Source organism: Pyxidicoccus sp. MSG2, assembly GCF_026626705.1.
In the GTDB taxonomy this organism is placed as follows: domain Bacteria; phylum Myxococcota; class Myxococcia; order Myxococcales; family Myxococcaceae; genus Myxococcus.
Window position 1 is genome coordinate 9,716,670 of record NZ_JAPNKC010000001.1, and the last position, 14,254, is coordinate 9,730,923.

Consider the following 14,254-nt stretch of genomic DNA (forward strand, 5'->3'; position numbering starts at 1 on the left):
CAAGAAAGGGCTGGAACGTAGGCAACCTCCAGAAAAAGCAATTGGAAGGTAGGGTGGGACCCCCACTTTGCAACCCCACGGAACGGCCGGACGTGCCCCGAGCCTGCCCTGTTGAAGGGCAAGCAGCCGAACGTATGGCCACCTGAGGCATGGTCACGCTTGATCGGCCGGAGGGCGACTGGTACTCCTGCCGATCGTTCCGGAGCCGATTTTTCGGCCTCGCGCTCACTTTCTTCCCCGTACTCCGCGCCTCACCAGGAGCCCGCTGGCATGCGAATCAAGCGGTTGGACATCACCGGCTTCAAGTCCTTCATGGAGCGGAGCGTCTTCACGTTCGATGAAGGCGTCACGGGCATCGTCGGCCCCAACGGCTGTGGAAAGTCCAACGTCGTGGACGCCATCCGCTGGGTGATGGGCGAGCAGAGCGCGAAGAACCTCCGGGGTCGCGGGATGGAGGACGTCATCTTCAACGGCTCGGAGAACAAGCCGCCCCTGTCCATGGCGGAGGTGTCGCTCACCTTCCTCGTGGACGAGACGGATCAGCTCGCCCCGCAGTACCAGGGCTTCTCCGAAGTCACGGTGACGCGGCGCCTGTTCCGCAACGGCGACTCCGAGTACCTCATCAACAAGACGCTGTGCCGCCTGCTGGACATCACCGAGCTGTTCCTCGGTACCGGCGTGGGCACCAAGGCCTACTCCATCATCGAGCAGGGCCGCGTGGGCCTCATCGTCTCCAGCAAGCCGGAGGACCGGCGCCACCTGCTGGAGGAGGCCGCGGGCGTCACCAAGTACAAGGCCCGCCGCAAGGCCGCCGAGCGGAAGATGGAGGCGACCGACGCCAACCTCCTGCGCGTCACGGACATCACCAACGAGCTGGAGAAGCGGCTCGACGTGCTGTCGCGCCAGGCGAAGAAGGCGGAGAAGTACAAGAAGCTCAAGTCGCGCATGCGGGACATCGACCTGCACGCCGCCAGCCACCGCCACCTGGAACTGCTCGCGGAGAAGCAGGTCCTCAAGTCCCGCCTGGAGAACCTGGGCTCGGAGGAGCGCGAGAGCCTGGACCGGGTGAAGGGGCTGGAGGAGTCCATCACCCAGCGCCGCGCGGAGCTGGAGGCCGAGGCCGCCGCCCTGCAGACGCTCGCCGCCGAAGTGCACGCGATGGAGAGCAGCGTGCAGCGCGACACGCAGGAGCTGTCGTACGGGAAGCGCGACCTGGACGAGACGCGCGCCCGCGTGGCCGCGGCGAAGGTGGAGCTGGACGGGCTCCTGGCGCGGCAGGCGGAGATGGCCGAGGCCATGGCCGCGCGCGAGGCGGAGCTGTCCGGCATCGCCGGCTCGTGGAAGGAGGACGAGGTCGCCATGCAGGTGGCGCAGGAGGAGCTGCGCCGCGTGTCCCAGCTGCAGACGGAGGTGGCGCTGCGCCTCGAGCAGGAGCGCGCCGGCCTCGTGGCCGTGGCCGGGCGCCTGGCCAACCACGAGAGCAACCTCGTCAACCTGGCCCGCCAGCGCACCGACTTGGAGTCCCGCCGGGCGAAGCTCCTGGGCGAGCTGGAGGCCCTGCGCGCCCAGGAGTCGCAGTTGGAGGGGGTGCGCGGCGACGTGGCGAAGCGGGTGGAGGACACCCGTCACCTCGCGGCGGAGCTGGCCGAGCGCAAGGGGCAGGAGGAGGAGGCCCTCAGCCGCACCCGCGCCGACTTCACGGAGAACGAAATCCAGGTCATCGCCCTGCGCGAGGAGCTGAGCGACAAGCGCAGCCGCCTGTCGTCCCTGGAGGACATCCAGAAGAACTACGACGGCTTCGACCGGGGCGTGCGCGCCGTCATGATGCGCGCCGGCACGGTGGCCCGCGAGCAGGGCATCTTCGGCCTCGTGGCCGACGTCATCTCCGTCACCCAGCGCTACGAGCGCGCGGTGGAGGCGGCGCTGGGCGAGCGCCTCCAGCACGTCATCGTCGAGAGCCGCGACAAGGGCGTGGAGCTGGTGGAGTACCTCAAGGGCCACGCGGAGGGGCGGGGCAGCTTCCTGCCGGTGCCCGCGCTGGACTCGCTGCCGCCCGCGCAGGAGCCGGACTTCAGCCGCCCGGGCGTGCTGGCCCATGCCCCTCGCGAGGTGACGTGCGAGGAGCCCCTGCGTCCCCTGGTGCAGCTGCTGCTCGGCGACGTGGTCATCGTCCATGACATCGGGGCCGCGCGGGCGTACGCGGAGGCCGGCGGGCCCTCGTGCACGCTCGTCACGCAGGACGGCGAGGTGTTTCGTCCGGACGGCACCATCGTCGGTGGTGAGCGCGAGGGCGCGGCGGTGGGCGCGCTCCAGAAGAAGCGCGAAATCGCCGAGCTGGCCGCCGAGGTGGCCCGGGTGGAGGAGCGCTACAACGAAATCCTCACCCGGCACTACACGCTCCAGAAGCAGATGGGGCACACCGAGGGTGTCCTCAAGGGCCTGGCCAAGAATCAGCACGCCGAGGAGGTGAATCTCGCCAGCCAGGAGAAGGACCTGCACAAGGCGGGCGAGGACCTGGCCCGGGTGCGCGAGCGGCTGCGCTCCCTGGAGTCCGAGGACGCGCAGCTGGCGCAGAGCCACGGCGCGCTGGCGCACGAGGAGGAGACGAGCCGCGGCGAGGTGGCGCACGGCCAGGCGGACCGCGAGGGCCGCGAGGAGCGCGTCAAGCAGCTGGCGGGGGATCAGGAGTCGCTGCGCCAGCGCGCGGAGACGGCCAACGGCGAGCTGACGGGCCTGCGCATCAAGGTGGCCGCCGGCAGTGAGCGCGGCGAGTCCGCGCGCAAGGAGCTGGAGAGCCTCGTCACCCAGCGCAAGGACATGGAGACGCGCGTCACCCGCCTCCAGGCCACGTTGCTGGAGGGAGGCTCGCGCACCGAGGAGCTGGAGCGCCGGATTTCGGACACCGAGGGTGGCCTGTCCCAGCGCGCCGAGGAGCACCGGCTGGCCGCGCAGGGGCTGGAGGGCCGCCGCGCCGCCCACACCCTGGCGTCCTCCGAGGTGCGTGAGCAGGACACCCAGTTCCGCGAGCTGCGCGGCCGGGTGGACGAGCTGATGCAGGGCCTGTCGCAGATTACGCTGCGCGAGAAGGAGATTGGCCTGGAGCTGGAGCACCTGGCGGCGGGCATCCGCGAGCGGCACCAGGTGGACCTGTCGCTGGAGCTGCACCGCTACCACCTGCTGCCGGCGCTCGCCCCGGAGACGGAGGCGGAGCTGAAGGACTTGCGCGCCCAGGTGGAGAAGATGGGGGAGATCAACCTCACCGCCATCGACGAGCACGCGGAGCTGTCCAAGCGCTACGACTTCCTCGCCGCGCAGAAGAAGGACCTGCTGGCCTCCATCGAGCAGCTCAAGGAGGCCATCCAGCGCATCGACGCGGCCAGCCGCGAGCGCTTCAAGCAGACCTTCGACGTGGTGAACGAGAAGTTCCAGGCCATCTTCCCGCGCCTGTTCGGCGGCGGGCGGGCCAGCCTGGTGCTCACCAGCGAGGGGCCCAACGCGGAGCAGGGTGTGGAAATCGTCGCCCAGCCGCCCGGCAAGAAGCTGCAGAGCGTGAATCTGCTCTCCGGTGGCGAGAAGGCCCTCACCGCGGTGGGGCTCATCTTCGGCATCTTCCTCATCAAGCCCACGCCCTTCTGCCTCCTGGACGAGGTCGACGCGCCGCTGGATGAGGGCAACGTGGGCCGCTACAACGACATGGTGAAGGAGATGAGCAAGCAGTCGCAGTTCATCCTCATCACCCACAACAAGCGGACCATGGAGGTCTCCAACACCCTCTACGGCGTCACCATGGAGGAGCCGGGCATCTCCAAGCTCGTCAGCGTCCGCATGCGCGAGGCCGGCGCCTTCAACGACGACAAGGTGACGGCGGCCTGAAGTCCTGGAGGGGGCCCTTCGCGGGCCCCTTCCACCGGTACGCGGTACCCCTGAAACACAGAAGGCGCGGGACCCGGCATCCGGGACCCGCGCCTTCGTGTTTCCACCGTCAGGGACTGACTACTTCTTGTACGTCTTCTTCGGGCAGGCGCCCTTGTCCTGGGTGGCGATCTTCTGCGCCTCGGCGAGCTCCTTCTGCGTCTCGTCCAGGTTCTTCTGGGTGGCGGCCTCGGCCTCCGTCCAGCCCTCGGCGTCCTTCACCTTCATCTCCTGGGCGATGGCGAGCGCGGCCTGCTCCGTCGCCTGGCGGCCCTGGATGGCCTCGGTGACGCGGGTGTCCGCCGCCACCAGGGCGTTGCACTTGCTCTCGAGCTCGTCGAAGAGCTTGTAGTTCTTGGTCTTCTGGTAGCGGTCCACCACCTCGGCGAAGGCCTGCGCCGCGGGGGTGCGGGCGCCGTCGGCGATGGCCTGGTCCGCGGCGCGCTGCGTGCGCACCAGGTCCAGCTGGAGGAAGCGCAGCTCCGGGGGCAGGGTGGCCGAGGCCTCCTCGGGGGCGTTCGAGTTGAAGTGGACGAAGCGGTAGTTGAAGCTCAGCTCGTCGGAGGACAGCTTCGCCGGCAGCGCGGCAATCTTCGGCTGGAGGCAGGCGGCGAGCTGGTCACCCTCGGTGCTGCCGGACGGCTCGAACGTCACCTGGGCGGGCGTCTGCTGGGCCTTCACCAGCTTCACCTTGGCCGTCAGCGCCGGGGGGACCTTGTCCTTGAAGCTGGCGTAGCAGTCACACCAGCTCGGCAGCGCCATGCGCACGGCGCCGGTGAAGTCCGAGCCCTCGTTGATGCCGAACTTGACGGAGTTCAGGCCGCTGGCGGTGTGCTCGAAGGGGAGGGTGGCCTCCACCGGCTGCGCGCCCTTGGCGAGCGCCGCCGGCTGCACCTGCGTGTCCAGCACCTTCTGGATGCAGGCGGTGCCCTCGGGGGTGAGGTTCTGCCCCGTGACGACGTGCGTGGCACCCTGCTCCGTGACGGTGGACTTCACCTCCACCTTGGTCGCCGCCTCGGGGCCCCGGCTCTTCGGGTCCACCAGGCACTCCTGCACCTGCGGGCGCGCGGACAGGAGCGCGCCCAGCACCACGCCCTGGCTGTTCTGCTCCGGCATCTTCAGCTCGCGCGGGAAGCAGGACACCAGGTCGAACGGCGGCTGGTTGGTGATGCGGACCTTCTCCTCGGTGGGCACGGCCTTGCCGGCCGCGGCGGCATCCGGCTTCTGCTGGCCGGCACAGGCGGCGGCGGTGAGGGCGAAGGAGGCTACGGCAAGACGACGCAACATGCGGTTGTTCTCCCTGGGGGTGGGACTGCGTCCGGGCGTCTACTTCTCCAGGCCTTCGGCGTTCTTGAGGTCCTTGAGACGAAGCCCGTTCTTCTTCAAGAGGCGGTAGAGGCTCTGCATCGACAGGCCGGTGCGCTGCTCGGCGGCCTTCATGTCGAAGCCCACCGTGCGCATCACCTCGGCGAAGTACAAGCGCTCGAAGTCGGCGAGCACCCGGTCCTTGGCCTCGTGGTACGGCATGTTGGTGACGAGCGCGGACACGTTGGTGGCGGGGGCCTGGCCCTCCTCGCGGCGCGAGGGCTGGGCGAGGAAGTCCAGCCAGCTGCTGTTGCCCGTCTCCTCCATGAGGGCGCCGCGCTCGAGCACGTTGCGCAGCTCGCGCACGTTGCCCGGCCAGTCGTAGCCCTCGAAGAGGGCCAGCGTCTGCGGGGTGAGCGTCACGCTGGCGCGCAGCGTCTGCGACAGGGCCTGGGCCAGCACGGGCAAATCCTCCCGGCGGGTGCGCAGGGGCGGCAGGCGCACGCGCGCCACGGCCAGCCGGAAGTAGAGGTCCGCGCGGAAGCGGCCCTGGCGCACGTCCTCCTCCAGGTTGCGGTGCGTGGAGGCGATGACGCGCACGTCCACCGCCACCGGCTGCCCGTCCAGCGAGGGCACCTCGCGCGTCTCCAGCACGCGCAAGAGCTTGCCCTGCACCTGGAGGGGCAGCTCGCCCACCTCGTCCAGGAAGAGGGTGCCACCCCGGGCCGCCTCGAAGACGCCGCGCGCCTCGCGGTCCTCGCCCTCGCCGGCGCGCAGGCCGCCGAACAGCTCGCGCTCGGCCTTCTCCTCGGAGATGAGGTTGCAGTCCACGACCTTGAAGGGGCCGTGCCGCCGCGCGGAGTGCTGGTGTACGGCGCGCGCCGCCAGCTCCTTGCCGGTGCCCGTCTCACCTTCGATGAGCAGGCTCATGTCCTCGCGGGCCACGCGGCGCAGCTCCGTGAAGACCCAGCGCATCTTCTCCGAGGCGCCCACCAGCGCGCCGAAGGACTCGGCGCCCGCCACCTCCACCTCGGTGGGGCGCGGGGCCACCTTCACGGCGAGCTTCGTCTTGCCCAGCTCCAGCTTGTCCCCGCTGGCCAGGTAGGCCTGCACCACCTGCCGTCCGTCGAGGAAGGTTCCGTTGCGGCTGCCGGCGTCGCGCAGCAGCAGCCCGCGCGAGGTGCGCTCGACCTCCAGGTGGCGGCGGCTCACCGTCGCGTCCGTGAGCACCAGGTCGCTGGCGGGGTCCGAGCCCACGCGCACCAGCCCGTCCTGGGTGGTCACCTTCTTGCCTTTGTCCGGCCCACCCACCACCTCCACGGTCCACTCGTGGATGGGGATGCGGGTGGTGCGGCCTTCCTGGTCCGTCTGGGCGGTCTGGGTGGTCTCGGGCCTGGGTTCCATCATGGGGTCCTCTTTAGGTGCGAGGGGACCAGGGGGGCAAGCACGACTCGCACCTCTTCCCCCACTGAGTCACGTCTGAGCGCATCAGGGCAGCGAGAGTGAAACAATCTTTCCGGAGGGTTGCCTCACGCGAGCCTCCACCGGGATGGGGGACAGCCGCGCCCGGGCGAGGGCCTGCGGTGGGACGGAGCGGTCGTCCAGGGACAGCACCTGGTCTCCCGCCGCCAGCTTCGAGCCGGGTGGGGCGTCGCGCACGAAGAGGCCCCCGGGCTGCCGTGCCAGCGCGTCCAGCACGGCGGGCTCCAGGCCCGGGTTGGCGAAGCGCAGGCGCTGCCGGCGGAGCACCTCCGCGTCGAGCAGGTCCTTCCCGGCCAGCTCCGACTCCAGGGAGAGCGTCTCCCAGGGCAGCCAGGCCACGGACGTGGCCAGGGGCGGGGCGGGGACGCGCGGCGGCTTCAGCGTGCCTGAGAGGGACTTCAGGGCCTCGCGGGTGAGCATTTCCATCAGCACCGTCAGCTCCGGAGTGGGGTCCGCGCCGTCGTCCGTGACTTCGGCGAAGGGGTCCGCCGGGGCCTCGCCGGACACCTCCAGCACGACCTGCCGGCTGGCGGGGTGGAGCACCTCCACCGTGCCCAGATACACCACGGCTTCCTGGGCGCTCCGGCCCACCATGTGGCCACGACTGTCCACCATTTCACGTTGGCCGGCCTGGATGCGGCGCTCGGCCCGGGGGCGAAGCACCAGCGCGGCCTCCGGACGCACGCCGTAGGGGGCCAGCACCGCCACCGCGTCGCTGGCCGTCCACGCGTCGTCCGCCTCGGGCCGGTACACCCGCACCTCCGTGGGGCCGAAGAAGAGGGCCTGCTCGCCGGCCTCGGCCAGTGCCACGTCCACCAGGCGCTGGGACAGCTCCACCGCGCGGTACGCGGGTGCCTCCCAGCGGAAGCCGAAGGGGTAGACCACCACCGCGGACGCCCGGAGGTCCTCGGGCACGGTGCGCTGCACCTGGACGGCGGGGCCCCGGCAGGCCAGGGCGCCTCCGAGGACCACCAGCAGCAGGACGCCGCGCGCGAGGAGTGACGGGCCGGTGTGCTTCACGACCCGTCATCCAAGACGAACGGCCCCGCGGAATCCAGAAACCTGTGCGGCCCCGGGGCTTCCGGGCTCGGGGCTCAGTAGCGCGCGGGCGCGTCGCTGGCGGGGAAGGACTCCTTGGACTCCTCGTCCACGATGTCGTCCTTCGCGTTGCCGCCGGAATTGACGCTCGCGTTGCTCTGCGTCTTCAGCGCTCGGGTGGGGACGCTCTTGGAGGCGCCTGCCCTGGACTTCCGGCCGGTGCCGGCCTTCTCACCGCCGAGCATCCGGCCTCCGAGGAGATTCTTCGCGCGCTCGGCGAGGTTGCGCTGCTCGTCCTGCAAGTCCCTGAAGAACTGGGCGAGCTCCTGGTCTCCGGACTCCTCGGCGTCGGCGATGTACTGCCCGGCCGTCGAGGCGCCCTTGAGGAGGTGGTACAGGGCGCTGACGAGGTTGTAGTGCTCGTCACGGGTGCCCGTCTGCGCTTCTTCGCCTGCCATTGTCGCCTCCCGCGAAAGGTGGGTGTGCCACGGGAGGGAAGGTATGCATGGCGCCCCGGGCAGCCGGAGCGGGGCGCCCGCCTGCCTGGTTGGCTCAGGCCTGGAGCATCGGGTCCAGCTTGCCCTCGGTGTCCAGCCGGGACAGGTCCGAGTAGCCCCCCACGTGCGTGTCGCCGATGAAGATCTGCGGCACGGTGCGCTGGCCGCCGCTCATCTCCACCAGCTGCGAGCGCATGGAGTCGTTTCCGGTGACGTCCACCTCTTCGTAGTCGACACCCTTGCGCTTGAGCAGGTCCTTCGCGCGGACGCAGTACCCACAGTAGGTCGTCGTGTAGATCTTCACGGGCTTCACGGGCAGCTCCTCCTTCTTCCCACCAAACTAAGGGCCGCGCGCCCCCGCCGCCACCTTGCCCGCCAAAACACAACGGCCCCCGACTCCCGCGAGGGAACCGGAGGCCGCTGTCAGGACGTCACCCCGGCATGGGAGCCGGGGTGGGGGGCGACTACATGCCCATGCCGCCCATACCGCCCATGCCGCCCATGCCACCGCCGGCCGGGGCCTCCTTCTCCTCCTTCGGGCGCTCCGCCACCATGGCCTCGGTGGTGAGCATGAGGGAGGCCACGGACGCCGCGTTCTGCAGCGCGCTGCGGCTCACCTTGGCCGGGTCGATGACGCCCGCGGCCAGCAGGTCCTCGTAGGCGCCGGTGGCGGCGTTGAAGCCGAACGCACCCGAGCCCTCCTTGACCTTGTTCACCACCACGCTGCCCTCGAGGCCGCCGTTGCCGACAATCTGGCGCAGGGGCTCCTCGACCGAGCGGCGGATGATGTCCACGCCGAACTTCTCGCCGACGGTGAACTCATGGCCGTCCAGCGCCTTGAGGCACCGGATGAAGGCCACGCCGCCGCCGGGCACCACGCCCTCCTCGACGGCCGCGCGAGTCGCATTGAGCGCGTCCTCCACGCGGGCCTTCTTCTCCTTCATCTCCGTCTCGGTGGCCGCACCGACGTTGATGACGGCCACGCCGCCCACCAGCTTCGCCAGCCGCTCCTGCAGCTTCTCGCGGTCGTAGTCGCTCGTGGTGTTCTCGATGGTGGCGCGGATCTGCTTCACGCGCGCCTCGATCTCCTGCTGGCTGCCGGCACCGTCGACGATGGTGGTGTTGTCCTTGTCCACCGTGATGCGCTTGGCGCGGCCCAGGTCCTGGAGCGTCAGCGTGTCCAGCTTGATGCCCAGGTCCTCGGCGATCATCTTGCCGCCCGTCAGGGTGGCGATGTCCTCGAGCATGGCCTTGCGGCGGTCACCGAAGCCCGGAGCCTTCACCGCGCACACGTTCAGCACGCCGCGGATCTTGTTCACCACCAGGGTGGCCAGGGCCTCGCCCTCGACCTCCTCGGCGATGATGAGCAGCGGCTTCCCGGCGCGAGCCACCTGCTCCAGGATGGGCAGCAGGTCCTTCATCGACGAGATCTTCTTCTCGTGGATGAGGATGAGGACGTCGTTCAGCACGGCCTCCATGCGCTCCGGGTCCGTCACGAAGTACGGGGAGAGGTAGCCGCGGTCGAACTGCATGCCCTCGACCACGTCCAGGGTGGTCTCCAGGCCCTTGGCCTCCTCCACCGTGATGACGCCCTCCTTGCCGACCTTCTCCATCGCGTCCGCGATGATCTGGCCGATGGTGGCATCGCCGTTGGCGGAGATGGTGCCGACCTGGGCCACTTCCTTCTGACCCTTGGTGGGCTTCGCCAGCTTCTTCAGCTCGCCGACGATGATGGCCACGGCCTTGTCGATGCCGCGCTTGATCTCCATCGGGTTGTGGCCCGCGGCGACCAGCTTCGCGCCCTCGCGGAAGATGGCCTGCGCCAGCACGGTGGCCGTGGTGGTGCCGTCACCGGCGACGTCAGACGTCTTGGAGGCGACCTCCTTGACCATCTGCGCGCCCATGTTCTCGAACTTGTTCTCCAGCTCGATTTCCTTGGCGACCGTCACACCGTCCTTGGTGATGGTGGGCGAGCCAAAGCTCTTCTCGATGACGACGTTGCGGCCCTTGGGGCCGAGGGTGACCTTGACCGCGTCGGCCAGGATGTTGACGCCACGGAGGATGGCCTCGCGGGCGCGCACGTCGAACAGAATGTCCTTCGCCATTTGGATGGTTCCTTGAAGGAAAGGGGTGGGAAGGGACGACTACTTCTCGAGGACGCCGAGCACATCCTCCTCGCGGAGGATCAGGTGCTCCTCGCCGTCGAGCTTGATCTCGGTCCCGGCGTACTTGCTGAACAGGATGGTGTCACCGGCCTTGATGTCCATGGGCCGGACCTTGCCGTCCTCGAGCACCTTGCCGTTGCCCACGGCGATGACCTTGCCCTCGAGGGGCTTCTCCTTCGCCGTGTCGGGGATGAAGAGCCCGCCCTTGGTCTTGGACTCCTCGGCGACGCGCTTCACGATGAGCCGATCCTGCAGGGGACGAATCTTCATGGCCTGCTCCTTTACGTAGCGCCCGGTCCTGGGATGACTGTGGCCGGGACGCCTCTTGGGGGTAATTGGGTCGTGACGACCCGCGGCATTTAGCACTCGCACCTCACGAGTGCTAACGCCTAGGCGCGGCGGATAATAACCAGGGAAGTCGACCCGTCAAGCGATGCCGGACCGGCGTCGCATGGGCTGCCAACTGCGCGGCATTCCTATGTTTTTCGTATTCCCGGCCGCCGTGCCGGGACGGTGCCCGGCCGCGCGACGGGCAGGCCCGGATTGGCACTCGGGAGGGGAGAGTGCCAATGCAAGTGCCCGGAATCACTGGGAGTCACCTTTGCCGTACCCGGGCGTCATTGGTACCTTTCCCGTGTCCCCCGGGAGCTGGAATCGCCCCTGGGACTGACGGAGGTGTCGATGAGTGAACTGGTGGCGTCCCTGTCGCTGAAGGAGTTCTTCAAGTCGCTCCTGGACGAGGTGATGGGCCGGCAGCGGGTACGGATTACCGAGGTGACGGAGTTCTACCTGGTCAATCTGCTCTCGGAGTTCGCGGTCACCGACAAGCTGTTCACCCGCGAGGAGGACGGCCGGAAGGACCACGAGCCGCTGGCGCTGCTCTACCACCAGGCGCTGCAACAGGAGCGCAACGAGCGCATCCGCACGCTGCGGCGGCTGGGGGACGTCTCGCTGTACACGGCGGGCTTCTTCTCCGGCGCGCTCCAGTCCGGCGTGGTGGGCCCGGACTACTACATCCAGATGGGCGGCACGGCGTACGGGCAGGTGGCGGAGCTGTCCCCGGCGGCGCAGGTGTACCGCGAGCTGTGCGACCAGTTCCGCACGCTGGTGGAGGTGCTGGAGGAGATTGCCGCGCGCGGCATGGTGAAGGCGGGCCCCAGCGGCGCGCTCAAGGTCTACGAGTCCTGGGCGCGCTCCGGCAGTGACAGGCTGGAGCGGGTGCTGGTGGACGCGGGCATGGTGCCTCCGCCCAAGGGGCTTCCCAACTAGCGGGCGGGTGGCGGCGATGATTGGACGGGTGCAGGACCACCTGGAGGCCATCTACGGCTTCACGTGCGAGGCGCGGGCGGAAGTCTTCGTCGTGGACACCGAGGCCGCGGTGCAGCTGGGCGGCACCGGGCGCTCCGAGGAGGAGCTGCTGGTCCACGAGGACGGGGACGACCTGGAGCTGGCGCTGTACCTGTCCCCCGCGCTGCTGGACAGGCTGAAGCCCTACGCGTCCGGCCCGCTGGGGTACCTGCTCGACGGAGACCTGGACGGCTACTGCCAGGTGGCCGAGGGCGTCAGCCACTTCCTCTACGTGGCGCACACCGCGGCGCACGGGCGGACGGTGTCGCTGCTGGAGCTGGAGGCCCAGGCCGAGGTGGACAAGTTCGCCGTGTGCCTCCTGCACCGCTGGGGCGAGGGCGTGGGCGCCTGGGCGCAGGAGCTGCTCGGGCGCCTGTTCCAGCGGGTCTCCTACCGCGAGCGCCTGTCACCCCAGGAGCGGTGGCGCTACGAGGAGGCGAACCGGCTGTCGCGCCGCTTCTGCTCCCGGCTGATGGGGCACGTCACCGGGCGGCGGTTGGATCGGCTCCTGGGGGACCTGCGCTACGCCTACCGGCTGGGGGCGGAGGCGAAGCTGCGTCATTTCGCGCACGGTGGATGAGCACCCGCCCGCCCGCTTCGGATAGGGTGGGTGGGTATGCCACGCGAGGCGTCCGCAGGAGGGGTCGTCATCCGGGAGAGTGCCGGCACCTGGGAGGTGGCCGTCATTCGTCCCCACGGGCGCCCGTTGTGGGCGCTGCCCAAGGGGCACGTGGACCCGGGGGAGAGCCCGGAGCAGACGGCGACCCGTGAGGTGCACGAGGAGACGGGGCTCACCGTGACGCTCATCGCGCCGCTGGGGGAGATCCGCTACGTCTACCAGTTCCGGGGGCAGCGCATCTTCAAGCGCGTCCACTTCTTCCTCTTCCGCTACCAGGCGGGCGCGCTGGGGCCGCTGCCGGGGCCGCGCGTGGAGGTGGACGAGGTGCGCTGGGTGCCGGTGACGCAGCTGGTGCCGCTGCTCGGCTACAAGGGAGAGAAGGCCGTGGCGTCGCGCGCGGTGCGGTGGCTGCGCTCACAGGGCCTGCTCCCGGAGGCCGCCCCCGCTCCGGTCAGGATACCGGAGCCCGAGGGCGGCTGAGCGTCGGGAGGCTCAGGGCTTCTCGGCGGGGGTGTACTTGCCGGACAGCGCCTCGCGCACGTCCCGGTCGAACTTCACGCGGCCGGTGGCCACCTCGCGCAGGGACAGCACGGGGGGCTTGTTCTTGGACGTCTCGATGATGGGACGCGCACCCGCCATCAGCTGACGCGCGCGCTTCGCCGCGAGCAGCACCAGCGCGAACCGGTTGTCGACGAGGGGGAGGCAGTCTTCGACTGTTACGCGAGCCATGGAACGTCCTTCGGATTTCGGTGGAGCTACAGGAAGCGTCGAAACCTAAAGAGCACCTCCCGTCGAGTCAAGGAAGGACGCACGGGCAGGGCCGCCGGGCGGACAGGCGCCCCCACCCCGGGTGGGCGCTTCCGGGGATAACCCGGGTTGGGGCGGACACGGGCTCCGACCCCTGCCCGCCCATCCACCTCCGCGCACACCGCGTAGTCCCTTTTGAAACACAGACACGCTCCGCATGTCGCGGGCGGTGACACGAAAAGGGACACGACGATGAGCAGCCATCACGACGAATACGCGGGCAGGGAGTCGGGCGGGGACATGGACATGCGCGACGAGTCACGGGCGGAGCAGCGGAGCTTCGCGCCGTTCGACGACGACCTGGAGGAGGCGAAGATCACCTGCCGCACGGGCAGCGCGCTGTCGGCCGAGCCCGACCTCGTCAGCAGCAAGATCCTCACGGTGCAGGGCACGCGGACCGCGCTGATCGACCTGCGGCTGGGCTCGAGGGTGACCTTCAACCCGGGCGCGGCCCCGCAGCTGTGCTCCATCAGCCCGGACGACGCCCAGCTCCTGCCGGGGCGCTACGTGAACCTGGCCAACGCCACCCGCGTGGCGCAGTTCCCCGGGCGGCTCCTGTTCCAACTGGACTTCCAGGACGGGCAGCGGCCCGGCACGCTGGCCTTCCGGCTCAAGTTCGAGGAGCAGCGCATCCAGCCCAAGCGCGCCGTCATCCTGGCGACGGTCGACCTGATTGCCCGCACGGTGATGCTGGCCCGCGGCTGAGCGCGGGCCCGTCGCCTCAGGTGTACCACCACGCCCAGAGGATGAGGACGCCCTGCAACGGCAGCCGCAGCCAGAGCAGCGCGCGGGAGATCTTCTTGAACCGCTCCGGGTTCATCGTCATGTAGAGGTTGGCGGGGAAGACGGCCACGAAGAGCGCGACGAGCCCCCACGCGGCGAGCTGGCGCGTCTGCGGCACCGCGAGCCCCACGCCCAGCAGCACCTCCGCCACGCCACTCAGGAACACGAGCGGCCCGTGCCACGGGAGGTACGGCGGCATCATGCGCAGGTAGAAGCGAGGGTTGCGGAAGTGGTTCACCCCCGCGGCCACCATGAACAGGGCGAGCAGGTACATCAGGACGAGCTTCACGGTTTCCATG

Annotated in this window: 14 protein-coding genes; 5 read left to right on the forward strand and 9 right to left on the reverse strand. The window is 69.6% G+C overall.

Annotated elements, in window-relative coordinates:
- The first annotated feature begins 270 nt into the window (after nt 1–270).
- The gene (smc, locus tag OV427_RS38130) at nt 271–3,873 is read left to right on the forward strand and encodes a chromosome segregation protein SMC (RefSeq protein ID WP_267861143.1); all 3,603 of its coding nucleotides are present in this window, start codon (nt 271–273) and stop codon (nt 3,871–3,873) included.
- 120 nt (nt 3,874–3,993) lie between these two features.
- Here the strand turns inward: smc and OV427_RS38135 are convergent, their stop codons facing one another.
- From OV427_RS38135 to groES, 7 genes are all read right to left on the reverse strand, one after another.
- Nucleotides 3,994–5,199, reverse strand: coding sequence for a hypothetical protein (locus OV427_RS38135; RefSeq protein WP_267861144.1), 1,206 nt, complete (start codon nt 5,197–5,199; stop codon nt 3,994–3,996).
- 39 nt (nt 5,200–5,238) lie between these two features.
- Nucleotides 5,239–6,621, reverse strand: a complete 1,383-nt coding sequence (locus OV427_RS38140) for a sigma 54-interacting transcriptional regulator (RefSeq protein WP_324290076.1) — start codon at nt 6,619–6,621, stop codon at nt 5,239–5,241.
- Nucleotides 6,622–6,705: 84 nt separating this feature from the next.
- Nucleotides 6,706–7,719: a hypothetical protein gene (locus OV427_RS38145; RefSeq protein WP_267861146.1), complete on the reverse strand. Its 1,014-nt coding sequence runs from the start codon at nt 7,717–7,719 to the stop codon at nt 6,706–6,708.
- Between the two features lie 74 nt (nt 7,720–7,793).
- Nucleotides 7,794–8,195: a hypothetical protein gene (locus tag OV427_RS38150; RefSeq protein ID WP_267861147.1), complete on the reverse strand. Its 402-nt coding sequence runs from the start codon at nt 8,193–8,195 to the stop codon at nt 7,794–7,796.
- Between the two features lie 94 nt (nt 8,196–8,289).
- A complete protein-coding gene (gene grxC, locus OV427_RS38155; protein ID WP_267861148.1) occupies nt 8,290–8,547 on the reverse strand; it encodes a glutaredoxin 3 in 258 nt (85 codons plus the stop codon).
- A 151-nt stretch (nt 8,548–8,698) separates the two neighbouring features.
- A complete protein-coding gene (groL, locus tag OV427_RS38160; RefSeq protein WP_267861149.1) occupies nt 8,699–10,339 on the reverse strand; it encodes a chaperonin GroEL in 1,641 nt (546 codons plus the stop codon).
- A 39-nt stretch (nt 10,340–10,378) separates the two neighbouring features.
- Nucleotides 10,379–10,669, reverse strand: coding sequence for a co-chaperone GroES (groES, locus tag OV427_RS38165; RefSeq protein WP_267861150.1), 291 nt, complete (start codon nt 10,667–10,669; stop codon nt 10,379–10,381).
- Nucleotides 10,670–11,080: 411 nt separating this feature from the next.
- On the opposite strand from groES, the gene OV427_RS38170 reads away from it, so the two are divergent.
- The 3 genes from OV427_RS38170 to OV427_RS38180 are packed head-to-tail and all read left to right on the forward strand — an operon-like array spanning nt 11,081 to nt 12,845.
- Complete coding sequence (locus OV427_RS38170) at nt 11,081–11,668, forward strand: hypothetical protein (protein ID WP_267861151.1); 588 nt, start codon at nt 11,081–11,083, stop codon at nt 11,666–11,668.
- A 16-nt stretch (nt 11,669–11,684) separates the two neighbouring features.
- Nucleotides 11,685–12,326: a hypothetical protein gene (locus OV427_RS38175; RefSeq protein WP_267861152.1), complete on the forward strand. Its 642-nt coding sequence runs from the start codon at nt 11,685–11,687 to the stop codon at nt 12,324–12,326.
- Nucleotides 12,327–12,362: 36 nt separating this feature from the next.
- Entirely contained in the window at nt 12,363–12,845 is a 483-nt protein-coding gene (locus OV427_RS38180; RefSeq protein WP_267861153.1) for an NUDIX hydrolase, read from the forward strand.
- 12 nt (nt 12,846–12,857) lie between these two features.
- Here OV427_RS38180 and rpoZ read toward each other — a convergent pair whose 3' ends face one another.
- Entirely contained in the window at nt 12,858–13,094 is a 237-nt protein-coding gene (rpoZ, locus tag OV427_RS38185; RefSeq protein WP_163998517.1) for a DNA-directed RNA polymerase subunit omega, read from the reverse strand.
- A 270-nt stretch (nt 13,095–13,364) separates the two neighbouring features.
- Between rpoZ and OV427_RS38190 the strand changes: the two genes are divergently transcribed.
- Entirely contained in the window at nt 13,365–13,877 is a 513-nt protein-coding gene (locus tag OV427_RS38190; RefSeq protein ID WP_267861154.1) for a hypothetical protein, read from the forward strand.
- 16 nt (nt 13,878–13,893) lie between these two features.
- On the opposite strand, the gene OV427_RS38195 is transcribed toward OV427_RS38190, so the two are convergent.
- The gene (locus tag OV427_RS38195) at nt 13,894–14,253 is read right to left on the reverse strand and encodes a DoxX family protein (RefSeq protein ID WP_267861155.1); all 360 of its coding nucleotides are present in this window, start codon (nt 14,251–14,253) and stop codon (nt 13,894–13,896) included.
- Nucleotide 14,254 lies beyond the last annotated feature (1 nt).

Excerpts from the sequence above, each read along its gene's own strand:
- OV427_RS38175 (WP_267861152.1), top strand. The coding sequence starts at position 11,685 with ATGATTGGACGGGTGCAGGACCACCTGGAGGCCATCTACGGCTTCACG.
- groL (WP_267861149.1), bottom strand. The coding sequence starts at position 10,339 with ATGGCGAAGGACATTCTGTTCGACGTGCGCGCCCGCGAGGCCATCCTC.
- OV427_RS38195 (WP_267861155.1), bottom strand. The coding sequence starts at position 14,253 with ATGGAAACCGTGAAGCTCGTCCTGATGTACCTGCTCGCCCTGTTCATG.
- OV427_RS38135 (WP_267861144.1), bottom strand. The coding sequence starts at position 5,199 with ATGTTGCGTCGTCTTGCCGTAGCCTCCTTCGCCCTCACCGCCGCCGCC.
- OV427_RS38190 (WP_267861154.1), top strand. The coding sequence starts at position 13,365 with ATGAGCAGCCATCACGACGAATACGCGGGCAGGGAGTCGGGCGGGGAC.
- OV427_RS38140 (WP_324290076.1), bottom strand. The coding sequence starts at position 6,621 with ATGGAACCCAGGCCCGAGACCACCCAGACCGCCCAGACGGACCAGGAA.
- rpoZ (WP_163998517.1), bottom strand. The coding sequence starts at position 13,094 with ATGGCTCGCGTAACAGTCGAAGACTGCCTCCCCCTCGTCGACAACCGG.
- OV427_RS38180 (WP_267861153.1), top strand. The coding sequence starts at position 12,363 with ATGCCACGCGAGGCGTCCGCAGGAGGGGTCGTCATCCGGGAGAGTGCC.
- OV427_RS38170 (WP_267861151.1), top strand. The coding sequence starts at position 11,081 with ATGAGTGAACTGGTGGCGTCCCTGTCGCTGAAGGAGTTCTTCAAGTCG.
- OV427_RS38150 (WP_267861147.1), bottom strand. The coding sequence starts at position 8,195 with ATGGCAGGCGAAGAAGCGCAGACGGGCACCCGTGACGAGCACTACAAC.
- groES (WP_267861150.1), bottom strand. The coding sequence starts at position 10,669 with ATGAAGATTCGTCCCCTGCAGGATCGGCTCATCGTGAAGCGCGTCGCC.
- smc (WP_267861143.1), top strand. The coding sequence starts at position 271 with ATGCGAATCAAGCGGTTGGACATCACCGGCTTCAAGTCCTTCATGGAG.